Origin of the sequence: Mesorhizobium sp. B2-7-1 (genome assembly GCF_006440735.1) — a bacterium.
In the GTDB taxonomy this organism is placed as follows: Bacteria; Pseudomonadota; Alphaproteobacteria; order Rhizobiales; family Rhizobiaceae; genus Mesorhizobium.
Map to the genome: position 1 here is coordinate 1 of NZ_VFUA01000074.1, position 21,937 is coordinate 21,937.

Below are 21,937 nucleotides of genomic sequence, written 5' to 3' on the forward strand. Positions count from 1 at the left end.
TTTTGGGGGAACGACATGCATCAAAACAAAGACTTAAAGCGCGTCGCCTGAATCCGTTTCAGCGCGACGCGCTTTAATTTCCGGCGCTCGCCATGCGCCGGCCCTTGATCGCCTTCTCCAGCCAGCCGATCTCCATTTCCGGCACGGAGGAGAGCAGCAGGTCCGTATAGGCATCGAAAGGCGGCGTCAGCACCTTGCTCTTGGAGCCGTAGCGCACCACCTCGCCGCGATACATGACCGCGATCGAATCGGCGATCGACTTCACCGTCGCCAGGTCATGGGTGATGAACAGATAGGCGACCTTTTCGTGCTGCTGCAGGTTCAAGAGCAGCTTCAGGATGCCGTTGGCGACCAGCGGGTCGAGCGCCGAGGTCACCTCGTCGCAGATGATCAGCTTCGGCTTGGCGGCGAGCGAGCGCGCGATGCAGACGCGCTGCTTCTGGCCGCCGGACAGCTCGGCCGGATAGCGGTCGACAAAACCCTTGCCCATCTCGATCTCGTCGAGCAGTTCGGTCACGCGCTTGTCGCGCTCGCGTCCCTTCATGCCGAAATAGAATTCCAGCGGGCGGCCGATGATGGTGCCCACCGTCTGGCGCGGATTCATCGCCACGTCGGCCATCTGGTAGATCATCTGCAGCTGGCGCAAATCCTCCTTCGGCCGGTCCGCGAGCCTGTTGCCGAGCGTGCGGCCGTCGAAGACGACGCTGCCCTGTTCGGGCGGCAACAGGCCGGTGATGGCGCGCGCCAGGGTCGACTTGCCGGAACCGCTCTCGCCGACCACGGCCAGCGTCTGTCCCGGATAGATGTCGACCGAGACGTTTTTCAGAACCTTCACATGGCCGCCGCCATAGGCGGCGGTGACATTCTTCACCGACAGGAAGGGCGTTGTGCCGGGCTGCTGCTCCTGGTGCTCGATCTCATGCACCGAGACCAACGCGTTGGTGTATTCCTGGCGCGGCTCCTTGATGATCTGCCGCGTGCCGCCCCACTCCACCAGCCGGCCGTGGCGCAGCACCATGATCTCGTCCGACACCTGGGCGACGACGGCAAGATCGTGGGTGATGTAGAGAGCCGCCACATGCGTGTCGCGGATGGCGTCCTTGATCGCCGCCAGCACGTCGATCTGCGTCGTCACGTCGAGCGCCGTGGTCGGCTCGTCGAAGACGATGAGGTCGGGCTCCGAGCAGAGCGCCATCGCCGTCATCACGCGCTGCAACTGGCCGCCGGAGACCTGGTGCGGGTAGCGCTCGCCGATCGTTTCGGGATTGGGCAGGCTGAGCTTCTTGAACAGCGCAATGGCCCGCTTCTCCGCCTCGGCGCGGTTCGCGGTGCCGTGCAGGAGGGTTGCCTCGACCACCTGGTCGATCAGCCTGTGCGCCGGGTTGAAAGCGGCCGCCGCCGACTGCGCGACATAGCAGACCTCGCGGCCGCGCAGCGCCCGCACGCCCCTGGCGCCGGCCTTAAGGATGTCGCGGCCGTTGAGGATCACCTCGCCGCCGGTGATGCGCACGCCGCCGCGGCCATAGGCCATGGACGACAGGCCGATGGTCGACTTGCCGGCGCCGGATTCGCCGATGAGACCGAGCACCTTGCCCTTTTCAAGCGTCAGCGAAACGTCGTGGACGAGCGTGATGGTCTTCGGCGCTTCGCCCGGCGGATAGACCGTCGCCTCGATGCGCAGATTGCGGATGTCCAGGAGCTTGCCCGAACTTGCCTGGCCGGACTTTGCTTGCCCGGACTTCGCCTGATTGCCAGCCATCAGCCGCGTCCTCCCTTCAGGCTCGTCGTGCGGTTGAGCACCCAGTCGGCGACGAGGTTGACCGAGATCGCCAGCACCGCGATCGCGGCGGCCGGGATCAACGCCGCCGGCACGCCGAACACGATGCCGTCCTTGTTCTCCTTGACCATGCCGCCCCAGTCCGAATCCGGCGGCTGCACGCCGAGGCCGAGGAACGAGAGCGCCGACAGGAAGAGAACAGCGAAGATGAAGCGCACGCCAAGCTCCGCCACCAGCGGCGACAGCGCGTTGGGCAGGATCTCGCGGAAGATGATCCAGGCCTTGCCCTCGCCACGCAGCTTCGCCGCCTCGACGAAGTCCATGACGTTGATGTCGACCGCGACGGCGCGCGACAGGCGATAGACGCGGGTGGAATCCAGGATGCCCATGACCAGGATCAGCGTCAGCGCGTTGGTCGGCAGCACCGACAACACGACGAGGCCGAAGATCAGCGTCGGGATCGACATCAAAAGATCGACGAAGCGCGACATCAGCGTGTCGAACCAGCCGCCGAACACCGCCGCGGAGAAGCCCAGGATCGACCCCAGCGAGAAGGACAGCGCGGTCGCCGCCACCGCGATCTCCATGGTGATGCGCGCGCCGTAAATCATGCGCGAGATAAGGTCGCGGCCGAGATTGTCGGTGCCCAGCCAATGAGCGGCCGACATCGGCTCCCACACGTCGCCGACGATCTCGCCATTGCCGTGCGGCGCGACCCAGGGCGCGAAGATGGCGCAGAACGCGAAAGCGCCGGTCAGGATCAGCCCGATCCAGGCGGTGACTGGGATTTGTCGTAGGGCCATTCGCCTCAGTTCCCCTTCTGGTCGTCTTGCATCCGGTTCGTCATTTCGGATGCTCCCGTCACTTCGGATGCCTAAGCCGCGGATTGGCCACGATGGCGGCGATGTCCGCGACGATGTTGAGCGTGATGTAGACCGCGGCGAAGATCAGGCCGACCGCCTGCACCACCGGCACGTCGCGTTTGGCGACATGGTCGACCAGATACTGTCCCATGCCCGGATAGACGAAGATCACCTCGACCACGACGACACCGACGATGAGGTAGGCGAGGTTGAGCATGACGACGTTGACGACCGGCGCGATCGCGTTCGGGAAAGCATGCTTGCGGATGATGTCGAAGGCCTTCAGCCCCTTCAATTCAGCCGTTTCGATATAGGCCGATTGCATGACGTTGAGGATCGCCGCGCGCGTCATGCGCATCATGTGGGCAAGCACCACCAGCGTCAGCGCGGTGGCTGGCAGCACGACGGCCTGCAGTCTTTCGAGGAACGGCGTGGAGTCGTCCACTGTCGAGATACTGGGGAAGATCTGCCATTTCACGGCGAAGAAATAGATCAGCACGTAGCCGATGAAGAATTCCGGGAACGATGTCGAGGCCAGCGCCAGGCCGGAGATCAGCTTGTCGACGAAGCCGTTGCGGTAGCGCACGGCAATCAAGCCGAGGATGATCGCCAGCGGCACCGCGACGATTGCCGCGCAGGCGGCCAGGAACAGCGTGTTCTTCAGCCGGGTGCTGATCGAGCTTGCGATGTCCAGTCCGCTCGATTGCGCCGTGCCGAAGTCGCCATGCAGGATGCCCCACAGCCAGTGCACATAGCGCAGCCATGCCGGATCGTTGAGGCCGAGCTGCTCGCGCAGGTTCGCCAGCGCCTCCGGCGTCGCCGACTGGCCGAGGATCGCCTGGGCGACGTCGCCCGGCAGGATCTGCGTGCCGGCGAAGATGAGCACCGAAACGGCCAAAAGAAGAACCAGGCCCAGCAAGATACGCTGAGCGACCAATCTCAGGATCGGAGACGACATCGGCTACCTGCAATGGTGAAGAAGGGATGACGCCCGCCTTTCGGGCGGGTCATGAAAGCCGGGAAGGGCCGGCTCGCGCCGGCCCTTCCTTTGTCCTTCGTCAAGCCTGCAGCCAGCACTCGATCAGGGCATGGCCGTTGCTGAGTTCCTGCGCCGGGTTGTCGACCCAGCCTTCGACGCCCTTGCCGGTCGCGTCGACGAACTGGTTGAAGAACGGCACGATCAGGCCGCCTTCGTCGCGCATGATCTCGCCCATGTCGCGGTAGATCTTCTTGCGCTTGGCTTCGTCGAGCTCGCCGCGCGCCGAAAGCACCATCTTGTCGAAGTCCGGACGCTTCCAGCGGGTGTCGTTCCAGTCGGCGGTCGACAGGTAGGCGGTCGAGTACATCTGGTCCTGGGTCGGACGGCCGCCCCAGTAGGAGAGCGAGAAGGGCTGCTTGTTCCAGACTTCCGTCCAGTAGCCGTCGCCCGGCTCGCGCTTGATCTCGATCTTGATGCCGGCCTTGGCGGCGCTCTGCTGGTAGAGCTGGGCGGCGTCGACCGCGCCCGGGAAGGCGACGTCGGAGGTGCGCATCAGGATCGAGCCGCTATGGCCTGACTTCTTGTAGGCGGCCGCGGCCTTTTCCGGATCGAACTTGCGCTGTTCGAAGTCTTCCGCAAACAGCGGGTAGGCGGCATTGACGGGCATGTCGTTGCCGACCGAGCCGTAGCCGCGCAGGATCTTCTGCAGCATCTCCTCGCGGTCCATGGCGAGCTTCAGCGCCATCCTGAGGTCGTTGTTGTCGAAGGGCGCGGTGTCGCAGAACATGTTGAACGGGTAGAAGCCGCGCCCCGAGGCGGCGCGGATGGTGACGCCCGGCAGCCGCTTGACCAGGTCGACGATCTTCGGCTCGACGCGGTTGATCATGTTGACCTGGCCGCCCTGGAGCGCTGCCATGCGGGCGGTCGGGTCGTTGACGACGACGATCTCGACCTGGTCGGCATGGCCGTATTTGTCGGGCTGCCAGTAGTGGTCGAAACGCGCGGCGGTGTGTTTCACCCCGGGCTGGTTGCCGGTGATCTTGTACGGCCCGGTGCCGATGCCGGCGTCCGGCTTGTCCGTCCCGCCATTCGGCTGGATAATGATGTGATAGTCGGCCATCAGATAGGGCATGTCGGCGTTCGGGTCTTTGAGCGTGACCACGACATTGCCGCCGTCTACCTTGATGGTGTCGATGCTCTTCAGCACGCCGAGCGCACCGGATTTCGACTTCTCGTCACTGTGACGCTTCAGCGTCGCCGCGACGTCGTCGGCGCTCACTTCCTTGCCGTTATGGAACTGGACACCCTTGCGGATCTTCATCGTCCAGGTCTTGGCGTCCTTCGAGCTGCCGATCTCCTCGGCGATGAGATATTCGATGCCGCCGCCCGGCGCGAGCTCGACCAGCGTCTCGCCCCAGCATTTGCCGAAGGCGAACGGAACCTGGCTGAGGAAGGTTGCCGGATCGAGGCTGTTGGTGGATTCGCCGCCCTGCAAGCCGGCCTTCAGCGTGCCGCCCTTGACCGGACCGGCAGCGCGCACGGCGCTGGAGAGCATCGAGTTGGCGACGGTGGCGGCGACGCCGAGCGCCGCGGCGCGACCGAGAAAGTCGCGACGGCTAAGTTTTCCGGCCGCGACTCGCCGGCTGAGATAGTCGAGTTCGTTGGACATTACGGTTCCTCACTCTGGGTATCCGACCTTTTGGTCGTTTCTTGCTATTGGAGGAGATAATGACCGTAAGGGAAAGCGGCAGGCAAGACCGAATGCGACATGCGGTGGCGTAAATCGCACGTCGGGTTTGGACCAATCTTGCCCGGCTCAAACCAGGGCGCGGGGAATCGTCTGCTCGAAGTCGCGTTCGAAGACCAGCTTTTCGCCCTCATAGGCTTCGATCCTGGCGCTGACGATGAAGTTCCCGGCGTCCGATCGTATCTGGGCAAAGGTTTCGGTCCGCACCGACCATTCATTGCGCGACAATGTCTGCGTCCAATGTGTGGCTCCGGTGGCCGACAGCGGGTCGTCGGGATGGATCGTCCATGTCTCGCGCACGATGCTGCCATTGGCCAGCCCATGGTCGAGATCGCGCACCTCGCCGAAATCATCGGTTATGGAGAGCGTGACAAGGCCGGTCTTCTCATTGCGATCGATGTGGCGTTCGGAGTTGGCCGGCCGGACCGTCTCGGTCGCCCACGGCGTCGCGCCTTCCGGCTCGGGGAACGAAACCTCATTGCCTTTCGCCGGCGGGCGCAGTGGCAGTCTCAGCGTGGCCTTCGCGAGATCCAGCTGTACCGGCTCCGGCGAGGGCCAGATCATCGGCCAGTAGGCGGTCGAAACGGCGATACGCAATTTGTGGCCGGCCGGCACCCGGTAGGCGCATTGGTCGAGCACGAGGCGCGCCGACACCGTCTCGCCGGGAACCAGCGGCTCGGGGAATTCATGCGAGTTCCGGTGGGTGAGATTGAGCACGCCGTAGGAAATCAGCTCCGAGGCGCCGTCGGGATGCACGTCGCAGAGACGCACCGTGATGTTGGCCTGGGGCCGATCGGAGGCGACCCGGACCTCCAGCTCCGGCGCTCCGACGATGTCGATCGCCTCGCCGAGCTCGGGCTGGTCGAAACAAACCGACAGCGCGTCGTCGGGGCGCTGGTCGCCCGGCAGTTCCGGCCCGAAGGTGAAGGGAAAATACTCGCCGCCGGCAAGCCCGCAAGTCTGCGGCGAAGCGACGATTGAAGGTCTCGCGCCCGCCGAAATGAGCTCGATCGCCTCGACCCTGATGTTTGAGGACGGCCACTGCTGCTCCGCCACCCAGCGGCCAGGCCGGTCGGGATGCCAGCGCGCCGGCCGCACGCTGTCCATGACATAGACGCGGTAGGCCGGATCGGCCTCGACGCCGGTTGCAGTACCTTTGAGCCAGCGGTCCCACCAGCGCAACGCTTCCTGCAGGAAGCCGATCGCCGGATTGGGTCCGGCGTAATGCGGGTATTTGTGGATCCAGGGGCCGACGATGCCTTTGACCGGCGACTGGATGCTGGTGACCAGATTGGAGATCGTGTTGCGGTAGCCGTCGTGCCAGCCGCCGATCGACAGCACGGCCGCCTTGACCGCCGAAAAATCCTCGCAGATCGAGCCGCGCTTCCAATAGGCGTCGCGATGCTGGTGGCTGAGCCAGAGTGGGAGGAGGAAAGACTGGTTCTCCAGCCGGCTGAGCCACAGGTCGCGCCAGCGATTGCCGCCGGCTATCGCCGGATCCGGTGGCCGCGACGAATAGGACAGCATCGTCGAGGCCCAGCCGAAATTTTCGAGCAGCAGGCAGCCGCCCTTGAAGTGAATGTCGTCGGCATAGCGGTCGACGGTCGAGCACAGGCTGATCACCGCCTTCAGCGCCGGCGGCTGTTTCGCCGCCACCTGCAGGCAGTTGAAGCCGCCCCAGGAAATGCCCATCATGCCGACATTGCCGTTGCACCAGGGCTGCGCCGCCGCCCAGGCGATGACGTCGCAGGCGTCCTGCAATTCCTGCTCGGAATATTCGTCGTCCATCAGCCCTTCGGAATCGCCGTTGCCGCGCATGTCGACCCGGATCGAGGCGTAGCCGTGCCCGGCGAAATAGGGGTGGGTGAGCTGATCGCGAAAGATGGTGCCGTCGCGCTTGCGGTAAGGCAGGTGTTCGAGGATCGCCGGCACCGGATCATCGGCGGCATCCTCGGGCATCCAGACGCGCGCCGACAGCCGGCAGCCATCCGGCATGACGATGCCCATATCGGGAATTTCGATGACTTTTCGAGGGAATTCGGTGACGGTTTTCATGGGACGCATAACGCTCCGCGGCGTAGCGACTTTCAATCGCCAATCGCGACTGGAGCATCAAAAAATGCGACCTGGGTCGTTAGCGAGCGCATCTCCGATTACCCGGCTTCTTCTTGCATCTCCAGATTAATTTATGTATTACGTTTATTCACGTGGCTCGACGCATACACAGTGGATGATCTCGCCTGAAAATCGTTTGGGATGAGCCAAAACGGGTGACGAACCTCGAAAACCGAGGTCTCGACTTCGCCGATCTCGATATCGAGTTTTTTGCCGCGTCGATCATCCTCCCGGCCAAGGCCGGTCGGCTCAAGGCAATTGGAGAATTTGGAGGGATCATTCTCGCCGTGATCTTCAAGCCGCACGGTTCCGAAGCGATCTCGGTGAATCTCGATGCGTCATGCCAGCCGAAAGGAAAGGTCCGTGTATGAGCAATACTAAGTCTCGGCGGCTTACCGATGCCGAGGAAGCTGAAATTCAAAGACAGATTGCCGCTGATCCCGAAGACGGGGAGGCGACCGACGAACAGCTGGCGCAAGCCAAGTCTTTCGCGGAAGCGCTCCCGGAACTTTTCGAGAGCATAAGGCGTTCCCGTGGCCGGCCTGCCCTGGAGAAACCAAAGCAAGTCGTCTCCATCCGCCTGGACCAGGACGTCGTCAGAAAATTCAAGGCGACCGGCAAAGGCTGGCAGGCAAAGATAAATGAAGTGCTGAAAAACGCGAAGGTAAGGTAGGCAATCCGCGTCAGTTCAACGGAATGTCGTTCTCGGCCTTGCTTGCCTGGTAGGCGCCCGACAGCTCGTCATAACGCGTCGAAATCCTGCCGATGCGCGCTTCCAGCCGCTTGCGCTCGGCCTCGGGCAAAGCCCGCACCAGCCTGCGGATGGAAAAGCTTTTCCAATAGGCGTTCTCGGCGTTGTAACCGCCAGGATCGAGGGTGAAGACCTCTTTCAGGATTTTCAGATCGTGCGGGATGGCAAAGCTGTCGCGCGAATCCTCGTGGCTGAACAGGTAGTAGAAATTGTCGAAGCCGGTCCAGGTGATCGCCGATAGGCAGAGCGAGCAGGGCTCATGCGTGGCGACGAACAGCGCATCCTTGGTGTCGACACGCTCGGCCCTGGGCATCTCGTAAAAGCGCTTCAGGCAATGCACTTCGCCATGCCACAGCGGATTTTCCATCTCGTTGTTGGTCTCGGCCAGCACCAGCGAGCGGTCGCGCTTCCGCAGGATTGCGGCGCCGAACAGCTTGTTGCCATGGGCAACGCCTTGCGCCGTCTTCGGCACGATGTCGTGCTCGATCACGTCGAGCAGGCGGTCGATCAGCGAAACGTCGGTCATGGGAAAGGCTTTCAGGGAAGGTGGATCTCGTAAGGATGCGAGAAGTAAAACTCTTCGAGATTGGAGCCGTCGCCGCCGCGGTCCACGATGAGGAAATCCTGTTCCTCGCCGATCGGCGTCAGCACGCCGTGCCAAAGGTTGCGGCGATAATTGATGCCTTGACCGGGGCCGGCGAGAAAGGCATGCGGCTCGCCCGGCCCATCCTTGGTCTCGTGGCAGACGACGACCAGGAACGGGCGTGGCGACAGTGGGATGAACGCCTGGCTGCCGAGCGGATGGCGCTCGACCATGGTGAGCTTCAGCGGCATCTCGTAGGGCGTGCCGCGCACCATCGAGATCAGCACGCGCGCATTCGGGCCTGTAGCCTCGGCGGTGGCGAGGTCGTTATAGCGCATCGCTCGGCCGCCATTGATCGGGTAGCGGTTGTCGCCGCCCATGTCGATGACGTCACCGAAGGGCGCGAAGTTCTCGCGGGTCAGCGGTCGGGCGACGATGTGGCTCACCGCGCCTTGCCCCCGAGATAGCCGCCCCCAAGATAGCCACCAAGCCTGGCGTGCCGGTTGACGTCCTTGTAGAGCAGATAGCGGAAATTGCCGGGGCCGCCGGCATAGCAGGCCTGCGGGCAGAAAGCGCGCAGCCACATGAAGTCGCCGGCTTCGACCTCGACCCAGTCCTGGTTGAGACGATAGACCGCCTTGCCTTCGAGCACATAGAGCCCATGCTCCATGACATGGGTTTCGGCGAAGGGGATGACCGCGCCCGGCTTCAGCGTGACGATGGTGACGTGCATGTCGTGGCGCATGTCGGCGGGGTCGACGAAGCGGGTCGTTGCCCAGCGCCCTTCCGTGCCCGGCATCGGGCTCGGCGCCACGTCCTGGTCGCTCGAGAAGAAGGCTTCCGGCACGTCGAGGCCGTCGACCGCTTCATAGGCCTTGCGGATCCAGTGGAAGCGGGCGGCGGCGCCACTCCCGTTGCGCACCGTCCAGCCGCTCGCCGGCGGCAGGAAGGCGAAGCCGCCCGGGACAAGCACATGCTTTTTGCCGGCAAGCGATATGGTGATCTCGCCCTCGACGACGAACAGCACGCCTTCGGCGCCGGCATCGAGTTCCGGCCGGTCGCTGCCGCCGCCGGGCAGGACCTCGACGATGTATTGCGAGAAGGTCTCGGCGAAGCCCGACAGCGGTCTTGCGATGATCCAGGCCCGCGTCTCGTCCCAGAACGGCAGCGGGCTGGTGACGATGTCCTGCATCACGCCCTTGGGGATGACCGCATAGGCTTCGGTGAAGACGGCGCGGCCGGTCAAGAGCTCGTTCTGTCCGGGATGGCCGCCTTGCGGCGCATAATAGGTTCGCTCGGCAGTCTTGATCATATCCATGGGGATCCCTGGCATCATTTCGGGAGCATGTCTTTCAGGCGGAGCAGCGCGATGCGCTCGACCTGTCTGCAGGCGGTTTCGAACTCGATGCCGCGGCTGTTGCCGATGCGCGTCTCGAACTCCGCCAGGATTTCGTCCTTGGTCTTGCCCTTGACCGCGATGATGAAGGGGAAGCCGAAGGTGGTGACATAGGCGGCGTTGAGTTTCGAGAACAGCTCGCGCTCCTTGTCGGTCAGCGCGTCGAGCCCGGCGGAGGCTTGTTCCTTGGTTGATTCCGGCGTCAGGCGCCTGGCCTTGGCCAGCTTGCCGGCAAGATCGGGGTGAGCGTTGAGCACCGAAAGCCGTTCAACCTCCGTCGCCGCGCGGAAGACGCGGCAGAGCGCATTGTGCAGGCCGCCGGCGCTGTCATGCGCCGGCCCGAGTTCCAATTCGTAGGCGCGCTCGGCGATCCAGGGCGAATGCTCGAAAACGCCGCCGAAGGCATGTACGAATTCCTCGAACTCCATCCGCGACGGACGCAGCGCCGGCGCCTCGTAGGGGTGCGTTTCGCGCCAGTGCTTGGCGATGTCGATGCGCCGCGTCAGCCAGACCTTGTCGTGCGATTTCACATAGTCGATGAAACGCTTCAGCGCCGCGACACGGCCTGGGCGGCCGACCAGCCGGCAATGCAGGCCGATATTCATCATGCGCGGCCGGCCCGCCTTGCCCTCGGCATAGAGCGTGTCGAAACTGTCCTTCAGATAGGCGAAGAACTGGTCGCCCGAATTGAAGCCCTGCGGCGTCGCGAAGCGCATGTCGTTGGCGTCGAGCGTATAGGGAATGACGAGCTGCGGCTTTTCCAGCCCGTCGCGGTCGAACCAGTAGGGCAGCTCGTCGTCATAGGTGTCGGAGACGTAATCGAAGCCGCCTTCCTCGGCGACGAGGCGGACGGTGTTGACCGAGGTGCGGCCGGTGTACCAGCCGGTCGGCCGTGCGCCGGTCACCTCGTAATGCAGCTTGATCGTCTCTTCGAGATCGTGCCGCTCGTCCTCGGCCGCGTAGTCGCGATAATCGATCCATTTCAGCCCGTGCGAGGCGATTTCCCAGCCGGCCTCCTGCATCGCCGTGACCTGGTCGGGCGAGCGCGCCAGCGCGGTGGCGACACCGTAGCAGGTCACCGGCACCTGCGCCTCGGTGAACAGCCGGTGGAGCCGCCAGAAGCCGGCGCGGGCGCCGTATTCATAGATCGATTCCATGTTCCAATGGCGCTGGCCGACCCAGGGCGCCGCCCCGACGATCTCGGACAGGAAGGCTTCGGAAGCCTTGTCGCCATGCAGCACGCAGTTCTCGCCGCCTTCTTCATAGTTGACGACGAACTGCACCGCGACATGCGCGCCTCCAGGCCATTTCGGGTCCGGCGGATTGGCCCCGTAACCGCGCATGTCCCTATCGTAACGCATTGTCGCTCCTGCCCGATGGTTGGGATGAAGATATCGAAAGGAGTGCGCATGCATTCCCCCGAAAATTTTTGAAAGTGCTTTTTGCCGCGCTCCGCTCGACCGGGGCTTATGCATGGCCTTTAATTGGCGCACAATTGACCTGAAACTGTACCGGGATGGGAGGCCGCCAGTGGCAGAAACGTCGAAAGCCGATGGCGGGCGCCTGACGACCCATGTGCTCGACACCGCGACCGGACGGCCGGCAGAGGGCCTGTCGATCGGGCTTTTCCGCATCGAAGGGCAAAGCCGCACGCATCTCAAGACCGTTGCCACCAATGAGGATGGCCGCTGCGACGCGCCGCTGCTGACCGGCGCCGATTTCCGCACCGGCGAGTATGAGCTGGTCTTCGCCGCCGGCGACTATCTGCGCGGCCAAGGCGCCAACCTGCCCGAGCCCGCTTTCCTGGACATCGTGCCGATCCGCTTCGGCATGGCGGAAGCGCGGCATTATCATGTCCCGCTCTTGATTTCGCCCTATGGCTACTCGACCTATCGGGGGAGCTGAGACATGGCTGAGACCCGCAACGAGATACGCTTCATCCTGAATGGCGCCGACGTGGCCCTGAAAGACGTCGCGCCCGATGCGACCTTGCTCGACTGGCTGCGGCTCAACCGCTCGCTGCGCGGCACCAAGGAGGGTTGCGCCGAGGGCGACTGCGGCGCCTGCACGGTGCTGGTCGGCAAGCTCTCCGCCGAAGGGCTGGTCTACGAAAGCGTCAACGCCTGCATCCGCTTCATGGGCTCGCTCGACGGCACCCATGTCGTCACCGTCGAGCACCTGCGCGGCGACGGCGAAAAATTGCATCCGGTGCAGCAGGCGATGGTCGATTTCCATGGCTCGCAATGCGGCTTCTGCACGCCGGGCTTTATCATGTCGCTCTACGGGCTGTGGATGAAGACGCCCGATCCGTCCAATGCCGCGATCGAAAAGGCGCTGCAGGGCAATCTCTGCCGCTGCACCGGCTATGAGGCGATCATGCGCGCCGCGCACGCCATTTCGAGCTATGGCAAGGCGGCCAAGGATCCGCTGGCGGTGGAGCGCAAGGACATCACCGCGCGGCTGAAGGCGCTGCGCGACGGCGCCAGGGTCGAGATCGGGTCGGGCAAGGCGCGGCTGATCGTGCCGGCCAATGCCGACGATTTCGCTGCTATCTTCGAAAACGAGCCGAAAGCGACCGTCGTTGCCGGCTCGACCGACGTGGGCCTTTGGGTCACCAAGCACATGCGCGACATCGCGCCGGCGATCTTCATCGGCAATCTCGATGGCCTTGGCGCGATGTCCGAGAAGGATGGCGTGATCACCATCGGCGCCGGCGTCACCTACACCGAGGCTTTCGAGACGCTGTCGAGACGTATCCCGGCACTGGGACCGCTGGTCGACCGCATCGGCGGCGAGCAGGTGCGTAACATGGGTACGATCGGCGGCAACATCGCCAATGGCTCGCCGATCGGCGACACGCCGCCGCCGCTGATCGCGCTCGGCGCGCAGCTCACCCTGCGCAAGGGCAAGAAGCGCCGCACGATCCCGCTCGAAACCTTCTTCATCGCCTATGGCAAGCAGGACCGCCAGCCCGGCGAGTTCGTCGAGGCGGTCCACGTGCCCGTGCCGGCAAAAAGCACGAAGTTTGCCGTCTATAAGGTCACCAAGCGCCGGGACGAGGATATCACGGCGACGCTCGGGGCATTTTATCTGACCTTGGCCAAGGATGGCACGGTGGCCGACATCCGCATCGCCTATGGCGGCATGGCGGCGACGCCGAAGCGCGCCGCGGCGGTGGAGAAGGCGCTTGCCGGCAAGGTCTGGAACGAGGCGACGGTGGAGGCCGCGATGGCTGAGTACGCCAAGGATTTCACGCCGCTGACCGACATGCGGGCGACCGCGGAATACCGGGCGCTGGCGGCAAGGAACCTGTTGCTGCGCTTTTATATCGAGACGACCGGAACGAAGGCGCCGTTCCAGGTCTCACGCGACGAGGCGGCCTGATGAACAAGCACGCTCCAGCCAACCTCAAGGCCGAGAAGATCGTAGGCGGCGTTGCCACCGACCAGCGGCACGATTCCGCGCACAAGCATGTCAGCGGCGCCGCCGTCTATATCGACGACATGCCGGAGCCTGCCGGCACGCTGCATATCGGCCTGGGCCTTTCCAAGGTCGCGCACGGCGCGTTGAAGAGCGTCGACCTGTCGGCGGTGCGCACGGCGCCTGGCGTGGTCGACGTGCTGACCTATGCCGACGTGCCGGGCGAGAACGATGTTTCGCCGAGCAACATGCATGACGATCCGGTGCTCGCCGAAGGCAAGGTTGAGTTTTACGGACAGCCGATCTTCGCCGTGATCGCCGAGACGCGCGAGGAAGCACGCCGCGCGGCACGACTGGCCAAGATCGAATATGACGAGCTTCCCGCCGTCGTCGAGATATGGGACCTCGACCCGGTCAAGGACAAGCAGGTCACCACGCCGTTGATCCTAAAGCGTGGCGACGCGGCCGCGGCGATCGCTGCCGCACCCCGCCGCATCAAGAACCGCATGTGGCTCGGCGGCCAGGACCATTTCTATCTCGAGGGCCAGGTCTCGCTGGCGATCCCCGGCGAGGATGACGAGGTCATCGTCTATTGCTCGACGCAAGGGCCGAGCGAGACGCAACACCTGGTCGCCCATGCGCTCGGCGTGCCGAGCCATGCCGTCACGGTCGAGGTGCGCCGCATGGGCGGCGGTTTCGGTGGCAAGGAGACCCAGGCCAATCAGTGCGCTGCCATCGCCGCGATCGCGGCCAAGAAGCTCAAGCGCGCGGTGAAAATCCGGCTCGATCGCGACGAGGACATGACCGCAACCGGCAAGCGGCATGATTTCGCCATCGATTACGAAGTCGGCTTCGACGACGAGGGCAACATCCTCGGCGTCGACTTCACCTATGCCCTGCGCTGCGGTTTCTCTGCGGACCTGTCCGGTCCGGTCGGCGACCGCGCGCTGTTCCACTGCGACAACGCCTATTTCTATCCGGCGGTGCATGCGAAGTCCGCGCCGCTCTACACCAACACCGTATCGAACACCGCCTTCCGCGGCTTCGGCGGCCCGCAAGGCATGGTCGGCGCCGAGCGCGTTATCGACGAGGTAGCCTTCGCCGTCGGCAAGGACTCGCTCGAGATCCGCAAGCTGAATTTCTACGACCCGATGGAAGCCATCGGCGAGCGCAGCGTCACGCCTTATCACCAGAAGGTCGAGGACTGCATCATCCAGCGCATCGTGGCCGAGCTGGAGGAAAGCGCGAATTACGCGCGGCGCCGCCGCGAGATCAGCGCCTTCAACAACAACAGCCGCTTCATCAAGCGCGGCCTGGCGATGACGCCGGTCAAGTTCGGCATTTCCTTCACCAAGACCGAGGCCAACCAGGCCGGCGCGCTGGTGCATGTCTATGCCGACGGCTCGGTGCATATGAACCATGGCGGCACCGAAATGGGCCAGGGCCTGCACTTGAAGGTGGCGCAGGTCGTGGCGGAAGAGTTCCAGATCGATCTCGACCGGGTCAAGATCACCGCCACCACCACCGCCAAGGTGCCGAACACCTCGCCGACGGCCGCCTCCTCCGGTGCCGACCTCAACGGCATGGCCGCGCAGGATGCCGCCCGCCAGATACGCAAGCGGCTGACCGATTTCGCCGCCGACAAATATCAGGTGCCGCACGACCAGGTGGTGTTCCTGCCCAACCGGGTGCGTGTCGGCAATCAGGAGGTGGCCTTCAACGACCTGGTCAAGCAGGCCTACATCAACCGCGTCCAGCTGTCGGCGGCGGGCTTCTACAAGACGCCGAAGATCCATTGGGACCGCGCCAAGGGCCGCGGCCACGCCTTCTACTATTACGCCTATGGCGCGGCTTGCGCGGAAGTCTCGGTCGATACGCTGACCGGCGAATATGTCGTCGAGCGCACCGATATCCTGCACGACGCCGGCCGTTCGCTGAACCGGGCGATCGACCTCGGCCAGATCGAGGGCGGCTTCATTCAGGGCATGGGCTGGCTGACGACGGAAGAGCTCTGGTGGGACAATAGCGGCCGGCTGCGCACGCATGCGCCGTCGACCTACAAGATCCCGCTCGCCTCCGACCGTCCGAAGATATTCAACGTCAAGCTGACCGACTGGTCGTCAGCCTATGAGCCGACCATCCACCGCTCCAAGGCTGTCGGTGAGCCGCCGCTGCCGCACGGCATGTCGGTGCTGCACGCGCTCTCCGACGCGGTGGCAAGCGTCGCCGACCATAAGATCTGCCCGCGGCTGGATGCGCCGGCAACGCCGGAACGGGTGCTGATGGCGATCGAGCGGTTGAAGCAGGAAGCCGCGAAACCGGCCTGAAATCCGGCCAAACGTGCAAATCGAGGCGTAAAACGCTATATTTCCGAGATGGAAATGCAGACGATGAACTCGAAAGTGCAAAATCTGAAGGCGTTTCTCGGCCAGGCCGGCCGGGTCGCCCTCGTCGAGGTGGCGGCCACGAAAGGCTCGACACCGCGCGAGGCCGGCGCCTTCATGATCGTCTCGGCATCGGCGATTTTCGGCACCATCGGCGGCGGCCAGCTTGAATATATGGCGATCGACAAGGCGCGGCAGATGCTCTCCCCCCTTGAGGGGGAGATGGCCGCGAAGCGGCCAGAGGGGGTCCTCTCAGGAGGCACCGCAAAAACGTCGAGCACTGCGCGGGCGACCCCACCCGGCGGCTCCGCCGCCACCCTCCCCTCAAGGGGGAGGGAAGCCCGCATCGAGGTCGATGAGGTCTGCGCCACGCTCGATGTCCCGCTCGGACCGGAGATCGGCCAATGCTGCGGCGGCCGCGTCGAGGTGTCGATCCGCTTGGTCGATGCGATAATCGAAGAAAAGCTGATCGCCGGCGCTGAGGCGGAAGAAGCGCATCTTCCGCATGTCTATCTTTTCGGCGGCGGCCATGTCGGCCAGGCTCTCGCGGCGTCGCTGGCGCTGCTGCCGATCCACGTCGTCGTCGTTGAAACTCGATCCGAAGCATTGGAGGACATGCCGGAAACGGTGGAAACGCGGCTGACGCCGATGCCCGAAGCCGTGGTGCGCGAGGCGCCCGCGGGATCGGTCTTCGCCATCCTGACCCACGACCATGCGGTGGATTTCCTGATCGTCGCCGAGGCGCTGAAGCGCGACGACACGGCCTATGTCGGCATGATCGGCTCCAAGACCAAGAAGGCGACGTTCCGGAACTGGTTCCTGAAGGCCGCCGATGGCAGCGAAGCGCAGTTCGGCCGGCTTATCTCGCCGATCGGCGGCAATGCTGTGAAGGACAAGCGCCCGCCGGTGATCGCCGCGCTCGCCGCCGCCGAGATCATGACGGCGCTCGTCTCGCATGCCTCGGATGCGCCAAGCGCAGCCAGCGCTGAAAAGGCGATGGCCGGCTGATCCAAGCCAGGCCGAACAGTTTCCTGGCTATTCCTTCTCCTGCGTGTGCGCCTCCAGGAACCACAGCAATTTGTCCAGCGAGCGCGAATAGGCGGTGAAGATGTCGGCGGTGTCAGCGTCGCCGGCATCGTCCGATTCATCGATCGCCTCGCGCGTCAGCTTGGCCGCCGCGGCATAGCGGTCGATCAGCGCCGCCAGATGGTCCTTGGTCTTGTGGATGTCGGTCGGATAGGGTTTCAGCTTGGTCGCCTTCGACACTTCCTGCGAGGTGCCATACGCGGTGCCGCCGAGCTGCACGGCGCGCTCGGCGATGATGTCGACATGGCCGTCGATCTCCTCGCGGAATTCATCCAGCATTTCATGGATGGCGATGAATTGCGGGCCTTTGACGTTCCAGTGCGCCTGCTTGGTGATCAGCGCCAGGTCGATGGCGTCGGCAAGCCTGGCATTGAGCAGATCGATCGATTCCTTCTTGGCATCGGATTTGAGGTCGTTCTTGGTGACGATGGCATCCATGATTGGCTCCTGTCGCGCTGCCTCGATTGGCGGGGGGCGGCCTAGCGCGCCGCCATTCGCCAAACGGCGATGACGCGACTTCGTTCCGTCCCGAAGAGCACCGACGATGCCGTGAGATATGACTGCCGCTCACAGCTGCTCGTCGCTTTCTTCGTTTCCCAAACGGCTGTGAAACGTGTTTTCTGCGCACCTCACGAACACGGATAAGCGATATGGACGTTTTGCGCATAGCGGCATTTTCGGACGGAAACACCGGCGGCAATCCCGCCGGCGTGGTGATCGGCGAGGCCTTGCCGGGCGCAGCCGACATGCAGCGTGTCGCGGCCGAAGTCGGCTTCTCGGAGACCGCCTTCGCCGCGCCCGAAGGCGACGGCTGGCGCGTCCGCTACTTCTCGCCGGAATCGGAAGTGCCGTTCTGCGGCCATGCCACCATCGCGCTGGGCGCGGCCCTGGTCGGAAAGTTCGGCGACGGCGTCTTCAAGCTGGCCCTCAACCAGGCCGGTATCACCGTCGAAGGGTTTCGCGATGGCGCCAACTTTGCCGCCGCCTTGCAGTCGCCACCGACGCGCAGCACGCCTGCGTCGGCCGAGCTGGTCGGGGAGGCTTTGGCGTTGTTTGGATACAAGCCGGGCGATCTCGATCCCGCCATTCCGCCGGCACTCATCCATGGCGGCGCCGATCATCTCGTGCTGGCGCTGAAGTCGCGCGAGGCGCTGGCCGCCATGGCCTATGATCTCAAGAAAGGTCAGTCCTTCATGCGGCGCGAAGGCCTGGTCACCATCCTGCTCGCTTATGCCGAGACGCCGCGCCTCTTCCACACGCGCAATCCCTTCGCCTCCGGTGGCGTCTACGAAGATCCGGCGACAGGCGCCGCGACCGCGGCCTTTGCCGGCTATCTGCGCGATCTCGGCTGGCCGCATGGCGGCGCGATCGACATCGTCCAGGGCGAGGACATGGGCATGCGCTCGCGGCTTCATGCCGATATCCCGCCGGCGCCCGGCAGCTCTATCAGGGTGTCCGGAACGGCACGATTGATGGACGCCGATTGAACCGGCTCAAACCGGCCGCTTCAGGCCGAGATGCTCGCGCAGCGTGCGGCCTTCATAGTCCTTGCGGAACAGGCCGCGCCGCTGCAGCTCCGGCACGACAAGCTTTGCGAAGGCGTCGAGCTCGCCCGGGAACCAGGACGGCATCACATTGAAGCCGTCGGCCGCGCCGCCTTCGAAGCGCGCCTGCAATTCGTCGGCGATCTCCCCGGCCGTGCCGACGACGCGCCAATGGCCGCGCGCGCCGGCAAAGTAACGCGCAAGCTCGCGGATCGAGAGCCCGTCGCGGCGCGCCTGCTCGATGACCAGCGCCTGCCGGCTCTTCATGCCTTCGCTTTCCGGCAGCTCGGGCAACGGTCCGTCGATCGGGTAGCGGCCGAGGTCGGAGATGCTGAGATAGCTGGAGAGCAGCGCCACGCCGACATCGTCGGGAATCAATTCCTGCAGCGCATCGTATTTGGCCTGCGCCTCGGCTTTCGTTGCCGCCACGATCGGCGCCACGCCGGGCATGATCTTCACATCGTCCGGCTGCCGGCCATAAGCGGCGAGCCGGGCCTTGAGGTCGTCGTAGAAGGCCTTGGCCTCCTCGAAGGTCTGCGCCGCCGAGAACACGACATCGGCGGTGCGCGCGGCCAGATCCTTGCCGTCATCGGAAGCGCCGGCCTGCACCATCACCGGCGCGCCTTGCGGCGAGGGCGGGATGTCGAGCCGATCGCGCACCGAGAAGCTCTCGCCGTCATGGCCGGCGGCGCGCCGGTTCCACAGGCCGGTAACCACCGTGGCGAACTCGCGTGCCCGCGCATAGCGGTCGGCATGCGGCCGCAAACCCGTCGCGCCGAAATTCGCGGCCTCGATCGGGCTTGCCGAGGTGACGAGGTTCCAGCCGGCCCGCCCGCCGCTCAGATTGTCGAGCGAGGCGAACATGCGCGCCAGCCCATAGGGCTCGTTGTAGCTGGTCGATGCCGTGGAAACCAAGCCGATGCGCTCGGTCTGCGCGGCCAGCGCCGACAGCAGGCTGATCGGCTCGAAGCCGATCGAGCGCGAGGTCTGGCTGGCAATGTTGACATTGGCCTCGCGCAGGCCGGCCGCGTCCTCGCAGAACACCATGTCGAACTTCGCCGCTTCCGCCGTGCGCGCCAGCTTTATGCAGTGGTCGATGTCGATGCCGGCCGTCACATGCGCATCCGGATGGCGCCAGGCGGCGATGTGATGGCCGGTCGCCCATAGGAACAGGCCGAGTTTCATCTGGCGCGTGCTCATGACCTGCCATCCTCGTCCAACCCGAGACGATCGCGCAGCGTCCTGCCTGGTTTTGCCTTGGCAAATCCGTGTTGCTCGAGGTCCGGCAGCAATCGTTCGACAAAATCCTTCAAGGCGTCGGCCCGAGGCTGCACTGTCAGGACGATGCCGTCACAGCCGGATGAGAGGCATAGCGCTTTTAGGCTGCCGCCATCGCGTTCCTGCCGCGCATCGGCGACCGCCAGCATCTTGATTGTCCTTGGGTCGCGTCCCGCTTCGTGCGCCCTGCGTTTTATCTCCTCGCAGGCGGCTCTCGCCTCCGGCGGCTGACGCTTGTCCAGCAGCACGACATCGGCTCGGATTGCAAAATCGAGGTCGGCTTGTTTCAGGCCCGACATCACCAGCAGTGGCCTGTCCTGCGGCGAGCGCGCGACATTGAGCGGCCCGCGCACCGAAAAGAATTCGCCGGTGAAGTTCATCGGGTGCATCTTTTCCGGATCGTGGAAGCGGCCTGATGCCTTGTCGAAGAGCAGCGCGTCGCGGCTCCAGCCGATCCATAACCTCCGCACAATGTTGATGAATTCCTTGGCGCGGCGGCGAAAGTCGTCGTCCGAAAACCCCTCCGGGCGGCTGAAATTCGCCGCCTCGCGCGGGTTCTGCGCAAGCGTCGCGTTCCAGCCGATGCGGCCATGGCTGATGATGTCCAGCGAAGCGAAACGGCGCGCGAGATTGTAAGGCTGGTGCGCGAGCGTCGAGGCGCTGGCGACGAGGCCGATACTGTCGGTCACGGCCGCCAGGGCGGCCAGCAATGTCGTCGCTTCGAAGGGGCTGCTCGATGGCGCCTCCGCGGAGTCGGAAATGATAGCCATATCGACGCCCGCCGCTTCCAGGTCCCGCACGAAGGCACTGATCTGGCCGAAGTCCAGGACGTCCTGTCCGTCGGCGGCGGCGATGTTGAGCGAAACGGCGAGATGCATGTGGCGGCCCATTCGGCGGCGGCGACGTCTCGCAGCCATCCGGCTACCAACCTAGGCCGGCTTTCGCGCAAGGCAACCGGCGCGGATGGGCCACGCGGCTGTCACTTCCCCGCCAAGATATCCTTGATCAGCCGCTGGCAGCGCTCGGCCATGAAGTCGAGCAGCAGCCGCACCTTCGGGTCCTGCAGCTTCTTGTGCGGATAGACGGCGGCAAATTGCACCGGCGTCGGCGGTGTCTTGGCCAGGATCACCTTCAGCCGCTGGTCGCGGATGAAGGGCTCCACCTCGAAGCGCGGCTTGTTGATGATGCCTCGCCCCGACAGCGCCCAGCCGGTCAGCACGTCGCCGTCGTCGGTGTCGTAGGGACCATGCACTTCGAGCTTCTGCACGCCGCCCGGCGTCTGCAGCGTCCAGACGAACTCGCGCGTGCCGGCGTAGCGCAGCATCAGGCAGTCGTGCTTCTTGCCGACAAGTTCCTGCGGCTCGGCCGGCTCGCCGCGCGTTTCCAGATATTTCGGCGCCGCCACCAGCACGCGCTCGCATTCCATGATGCCGCGCATCCTGAGGCTCGAATCCTCGATGATGCCGAGGCGGAAGGCAACGTCGATGCCTTCCTTCATGATGTCGACATTGTGGTCGGAGAGCCTGAGCCGCACCTCGATATCGGGATATTTGTCGTGGAAGTCGGGGATGCCGGAAGCGATCAGCCGGCGGCCGAGGCCGAGCGGCGCCATGACCCGGATGGTGCCGCGCGGCTGTCCGGAAAGGGCCGCCACCGCGGCTTCCGCCTCGGTGATCGCGTCCAGCACCTGCTTGGCGCCGGTGTAGAACACCGTGCCATGCTCGGTCGGCATCAACTGCCTTGTCGTGCGGTTGAAGAGCCTGACCCCTAGATGCTTCTCCAGTTCCTTGATGCGGTTGGAAGCCACCGCCGGCGAAATGCGCATGTCGCGCCCCGCCGCCGACAGATTGCCGAGCTCGACGACACGGACGAAGACGGCAATGTTGTCGAGATAGGCCATGCGTGGCTCTCATGCGGCTGCGTAAAGCAACCCTAGTATTTTTTATTTTTTTTTGAAAGTCATCGCGCACCTCGCCTCTTTTCGTTTGCGCGCCAGACCGTAAAGTCGCTCTCA

General features: G+C 64.4%; 19 protein-coding genes and 1 pseudogene. 7 read left to right on the forward strand and 13 right to left on the reverse strand.

Annotated elements, in window-relative coordinates; all coding sequences use genetic code 11:
* Window positions 1–73: 73 nt before the first annotated feature.
* From FJ471_RS23580 to FJ471_RS23600, 5 genes are all read right to left on the reverse strand, one after another.
* On the reverse strand, window positions 74–1,759 hold the full coding sequence (locus FJ471_RS23580) for an ABC transporter ATP-binding protein (protein WP_140807139.1): 1,686 nt from the start codon (window positions 1,757–1,759) through the stop codon (window positions 74–76).
* Complete coding sequence (locus FJ471_RS23585; protein ID WP_140807140.1) at window positions 1,759–2,580, reverse strand: ABC transporter permease; 822 nt, start codon at window positions 2,578–2,580, stop codon at window positions 1,759–1,761. The genes FJ471_RS23580 and FJ471_RS23585 overlap by 1 nt, the downstream gene beginning before the upstream one ends.
* Before the next feature lie 58 nt (window positions 2,581–2,638).
* On the reverse strand, window positions 2,639–3,598 hold the full coding sequence (locus tag FJ471_RS23590) for an ABC transporter permease (RefSeq protein ID WP_140807141.1): 960 nt from the start codon (window positions 3,596–3,598) through the stop codon (window positions 2,639–2,641).
* Between the two features lie 100 nt (window positions 3,599–3,698).
* Window positions 3,699–5,288: an ABC transporter substrate-binding protein gene (locus FJ471_RS23595; RefSeq protein ID WP_140807142.1), complete on the reverse strand. Its 1,590-nt coding sequence runs from the start codon at window positions 5,286–5,288 to the stop codon at window positions 3,699–3,701.
* A 147-nt stretch (window positions 5,289–5,435) separates the two neighbouring features.
* A complete protein-coding gene (locus FJ471_RS23600; protein WP_140807143.1) occupies window positions 5,436–7,421 on the reverse strand; it encodes a CocE/NonD family hydrolase in 1,986 nt (661 codons plus the stop codon).
* Window positions 7,422–7,606: 185 nt separating this feature from the next.
* On the opposite strand from FJ471_RS23600, the pseudogene FJ471_RS23605 reads away from it, so the two are divergent.
* A pseudogene (locus tag FJ471_RS23605) lies at window positions 7,607–7,862 on the forward strand (BrnT family toxin).
* A complete protein-coding gene (locus tag FJ471_RS23610) occupies window positions 7,849–8,154 on the forward strand; it encodes a BrnA antitoxin family protein (protein WP_140807144.1) in 306 nt (101 codons plus the stop codon). The pseudogene FJ471_RS23605 and the gene FJ471_RS23610 overlap by 14 nt, the downstream one beginning before the upstream one ends.
* Before the next feature lie 10 nt (window positions 8,155–8,164).
* Here FJ471_RS23610 and FJ471_RS23615 read toward each other — a convergent pair whose 3' ends face one another.
* Genes FJ471_RS23615 through puuE form a run of 4 tightly spaced genes read right to left on the reverse strand, consistent with a single transcriptional unit; the run spans window position 8,165 to window position 11,572 of the window.
* Complete coding sequence (locus FJ471_RS23615) at window positions 8,165–8,758, reverse strand: nucleoside deaminase (protein WP_140807145.1); 594 nt, start codon at window positions 8,756–8,758, stop codon at window positions 8,165–8,167.
* Between the two features lie 11 nt (window positions 8,759–8,769).
* Window positions 8,770–9,261 carry an ureidoglycolate lyase gene (locus FJ471_RS23620; RefSeq protein WP_140807146.1) on the reverse strand — a complete coding sequence of 164 codons (492 nt, stop codon included), beginning with the start codon at window positions 9,259–9,261 and terminating at the stop codon, window positions 8,770–8,772.
* Window positions 9,258–10,133 (reverse strand): bifunctional allantoicase/(S)-ureidoglycine aminohydrolase, encoded by an 876-nt coding sequence (locus tag FJ471_RS23625; protein WP_140807147.1) that lies wholly within the window; start codon window positions 10,131–10,133, stop codon window positions 9,258–9,260. Before FJ471_RS23625 ends, FJ471_RS23620 begins: the two co-directional genes overlap by 4 nt.
* 14 nt (window positions 10,134–10,147) lie before the next feature.
* Complete coding sequence (gene puuE / locus FJ471_RS23630) at window positions 10,148–11,572, reverse strand: allantoinase PuuE (RefSeq protein WP_140807148.1); 1,425 nt, start codon at window positions 11,570–11,572, stop codon at window positions 10,148–10,150.
* A 169-nt stretch (window positions 11,573–11,741) separates the two neighbouring features.
* Here puuE and uraH point away from each other — a divergent pair, with 169 nt between their 5' ends.
* From uraH to xdhC, 4 genes are all read left to right on the forward strand, one after another.
* Window positions 11,742–12,116: a hydroxyisourate hydrolase gene (gene uraH, locus FJ471_RS23635; RefSeq protein ID WP_140807149.1), complete on the forward strand. Its 375-nt coding sequence runs from the start codon at window positions 11,742–11,744 to the stop codon at window positions 12,114–12,116.
* 3 nt (window positions 12,117–12,119) lie between these two features.
* Window positions 12,120–13,595, forward strand: coding sequence for a xanthine dehydrogenase small subunit (gene xdhA, locus FJ471_RS23640; protein WP_140807150.1), 1,476 nt, complete (start codon window positions 12,120–12,122; stop codon window positions 13,593–13,595).
* Complete coding sequence (gene xdhB, locus FJ471_RS23645; protein ID WP_140807151.1) at window positions 13,595–15,958, forward strand: xanthine dehydrogenase molybdopterin binding subunit; 2,364 nt, start codon at window positions 13,595–13,597, stop codon at window positions 15,956–15,958. The genes xdhA and xdhB overlap by 1 nt, the downstream gene beginning before the upstream one ends.
* A 63-nt stretch (window positions 15,959–16,021) precedes the next feature.
* On the forward strand, window positions 16,022–17,023 hold the full coding sequence (gene xdhC / locus FJ471_RS23650; protein WP_140807166.1) for a xanthine dehydrogenase accessory protein XdhC: 1,002 nt from the start codon (window positions 16,022–16,024) through the stop codon (window positions 17,021–17,023).
* A gap of 27 nt (window positions 17,024–17,050) precedes the next feature.
* On the opposite strand, the gene dps is transcribed toward xdhC, so the two are convergent.
* Entirely contained in the window at window positions 17,051–17,539 is a 489-nt protein-coding gene (gene dps, locus FJ471_RS23655; RefSeq protein ID WP_140807152.1) for a DNA starvation/stationary phase protection protein Dps, read from the reverse strand.
* A gap of 212 nt (window positions 17,540–17,751) precedes the next feature.
* On the opposite strand from dps, the gene FJ471_RS23660 reads away from it, so the two are divergent.
* On the forward strand, window positions 17,752–18,588 hold the full coding sequence (locus tag FJ471_RS23660) for a PhzF family phenazine biosynthesis protein (protein WP_140807153.1): 837 nt from the start codon (window positions 17,752–17,754) through the stop codon (window positions 18,586–18,588).
* A gap of 6 nt (window positions 18,589–18,594) precedes the next feature.
* Here the strand turns inward: FJ471_RS23660 and FJ471_RS23665 are convergent, their stop codons facing one another.
* The 3 genes from FJ471_RS23665 to FJ471_RS23675 all read right to left on the reverse strand — a co-directional run bounded on the left by FJ471_RS23665 (window position 18,595) and on the right by FJ471_RS23675 (window position 21,823).
* Window positions 18,595–19,845, reverse strand: a complete 1,251-nt coding sequence (locus FJ471_RS23665) for an LLM class flavin-dependent oxidoreductase (RefSeq protein WP_140807154.1) — start codon at window positions 19,843–19,845, stop codon at window positions 18,595–18,597.
* Window positions 19,842–20,840, reverse strand: coding sequence for an LLM class flavin-dependent oxidoreductase (locus FJ471_RS23670; protein ID WP_246684810.1), 999 nt, complete (start codon window positions 20,838–20,840; stop codon window positions 19,842–19,844). Before FJ471_RS23670 ends, FJ471_RS23665 begins: the two co-directional genes overlap by 4 nt.
* A 62-nt stretch (window positions 20,841–20,902) precedes the next feature.
* Window positions 20,903–21,823, reverse strand: coding sequence for a LysR family transcriptional regulator (locus tag FJ471_RS23675; protein WP_140807155.1), 921 nt, complete (start codon window positions 21,821–21,823; stop codon window positions 20,903–20,905).
* Window positions 21,824–21,937 lie beyond the last annotated feature (114 nt).

What these genes read in the sequence shown, in the direction of transcription:
- FJ471_RS23675 (WP_140807155.1), bottom strand. Translation starts at nt 21,823, where the DNA reads ATGGCCTATCTCGACAACATTGCCGTCTTCGTCCGTGTCGTCGAGCTC.
- xdhA (WP_140807150.1), top strand. Translation starts at nt 12,120, where the DNA reads ATGGCTGAGACCCGCAACGAGATACGCTTCATCCTGAATGGCGCCGAC.
- xdhB (WP_140807151.1), top strand. Translation starts at nt 13,595, where the DNA reads ATGAACAAGCACGCTCCAGCCAACCTCAAGGCCGAGAAGATCGTAGGC.
- FJ471_RS23590 (WP_140807141.1), bottom strand. Translation starts at nt 3,598, where the DNA reads ATGTCGTCTCCGATCCTGAGATTGGTCGCTCAGCGTATCTTGCTGGGC.
- FJ471_RS23600 (WP_140807143.1), bottom strand. Translation starts at nt 7,421, where the DNA reads ATGAAAACCGTCACCGAATTCCCTCGAAAAGTCATCGAAATTCCCGAT.
- dps (WP_140807152.1), bottom strand. Translation starts at nt 17,539, where the DNA reads ATGGATGCCATCGTCACCAAGAACGACCTCAAATCCGATGCCAAGAAG.
- xdhC (WP_140807166.1), top strand. Translation starts at nt 16,022, where the DNA reads ATGAACTCGAAAGTGCAAAATCTGAAGGCGTTTCTCGGCCAGGCCGGC.
- puuE (WP_140807148.1), bottom strand. Translation starts at nt 11,572, where the DNA reads ATGCGTTACGATAGGGACATGCGCGGTTACGGGGCCAATCCGCCGGAC.
- FJ471_RS23660 (WP_140807153.1), top strand. Translation starts at nt 17,752, where the DNA reads ATGGACGTTTTGCGCATAGCGGCATTTTCGGACGGAAACACCGGCGGC.
- FJ471_RS23665 (WP_140807154.1), bottom strand. Translation starts at nt 19,845, where the DNA reads ATGAGCACGCGCCAGATGAAACTCGGCCTGTTCCTATGGGCGACCGGC.
- FJ471_RS23610 (WP_140807144.1), top strand. Translation starts at nt 7,849, where the DNA reads ATGAGCAATACTAAGTCTCGGCGGCTTACCGATGCCGAGGAAGCTGAA.
- FJ471_RS23585 (WP_140807140.1), bottom strand. Translation starts at nt 2,580, where the DNA reads ATGGCCCTACGACAAATCCCAGTCACCGCCTGGATCGGGCTGATCCTG.
- FJ471_RS23580 (WP_140807139.1), bottom strand. Translation starts at nt 1,759, where the DNA reads ATGGCTGGCAATCAGGCGAAGTCCGGGCAAGCAAAGTCCGGCCAGGCA.
- FJ471_RS23615 (WP_140807145.1), bottom strand. Translation starts at nt 8,758, where the DNA reads ATGACCGACGTTTCGCTGATCGACCGCCTGCTCGACGTGATCGAGCAC.
- FJ471_RS23625 (WP_140807147.1), bottom strand. Translation starts at nt 10,133, where the DNA reads ATGGATATGATCAAGACTGCCGAGCGAACCTATTATGCGCCGCAAGGC.
- FJ471_RS23670 (WP_246684810.1), bottom strand. Translation starts at nt 20,840, where the DNA reads ATGGCTGCGAGACGTCGCCGCCGCCGAATGGGCCGCCACATGCATCTC.
- FJ471_RS23595 (WP_140807142.1), bottom strand. Translation starts at nt 5,288, where the DNA reads ATGTCCAACGAACTCGACTATCTCAGCCGGCGAGTCGCGGCCGGAAAA.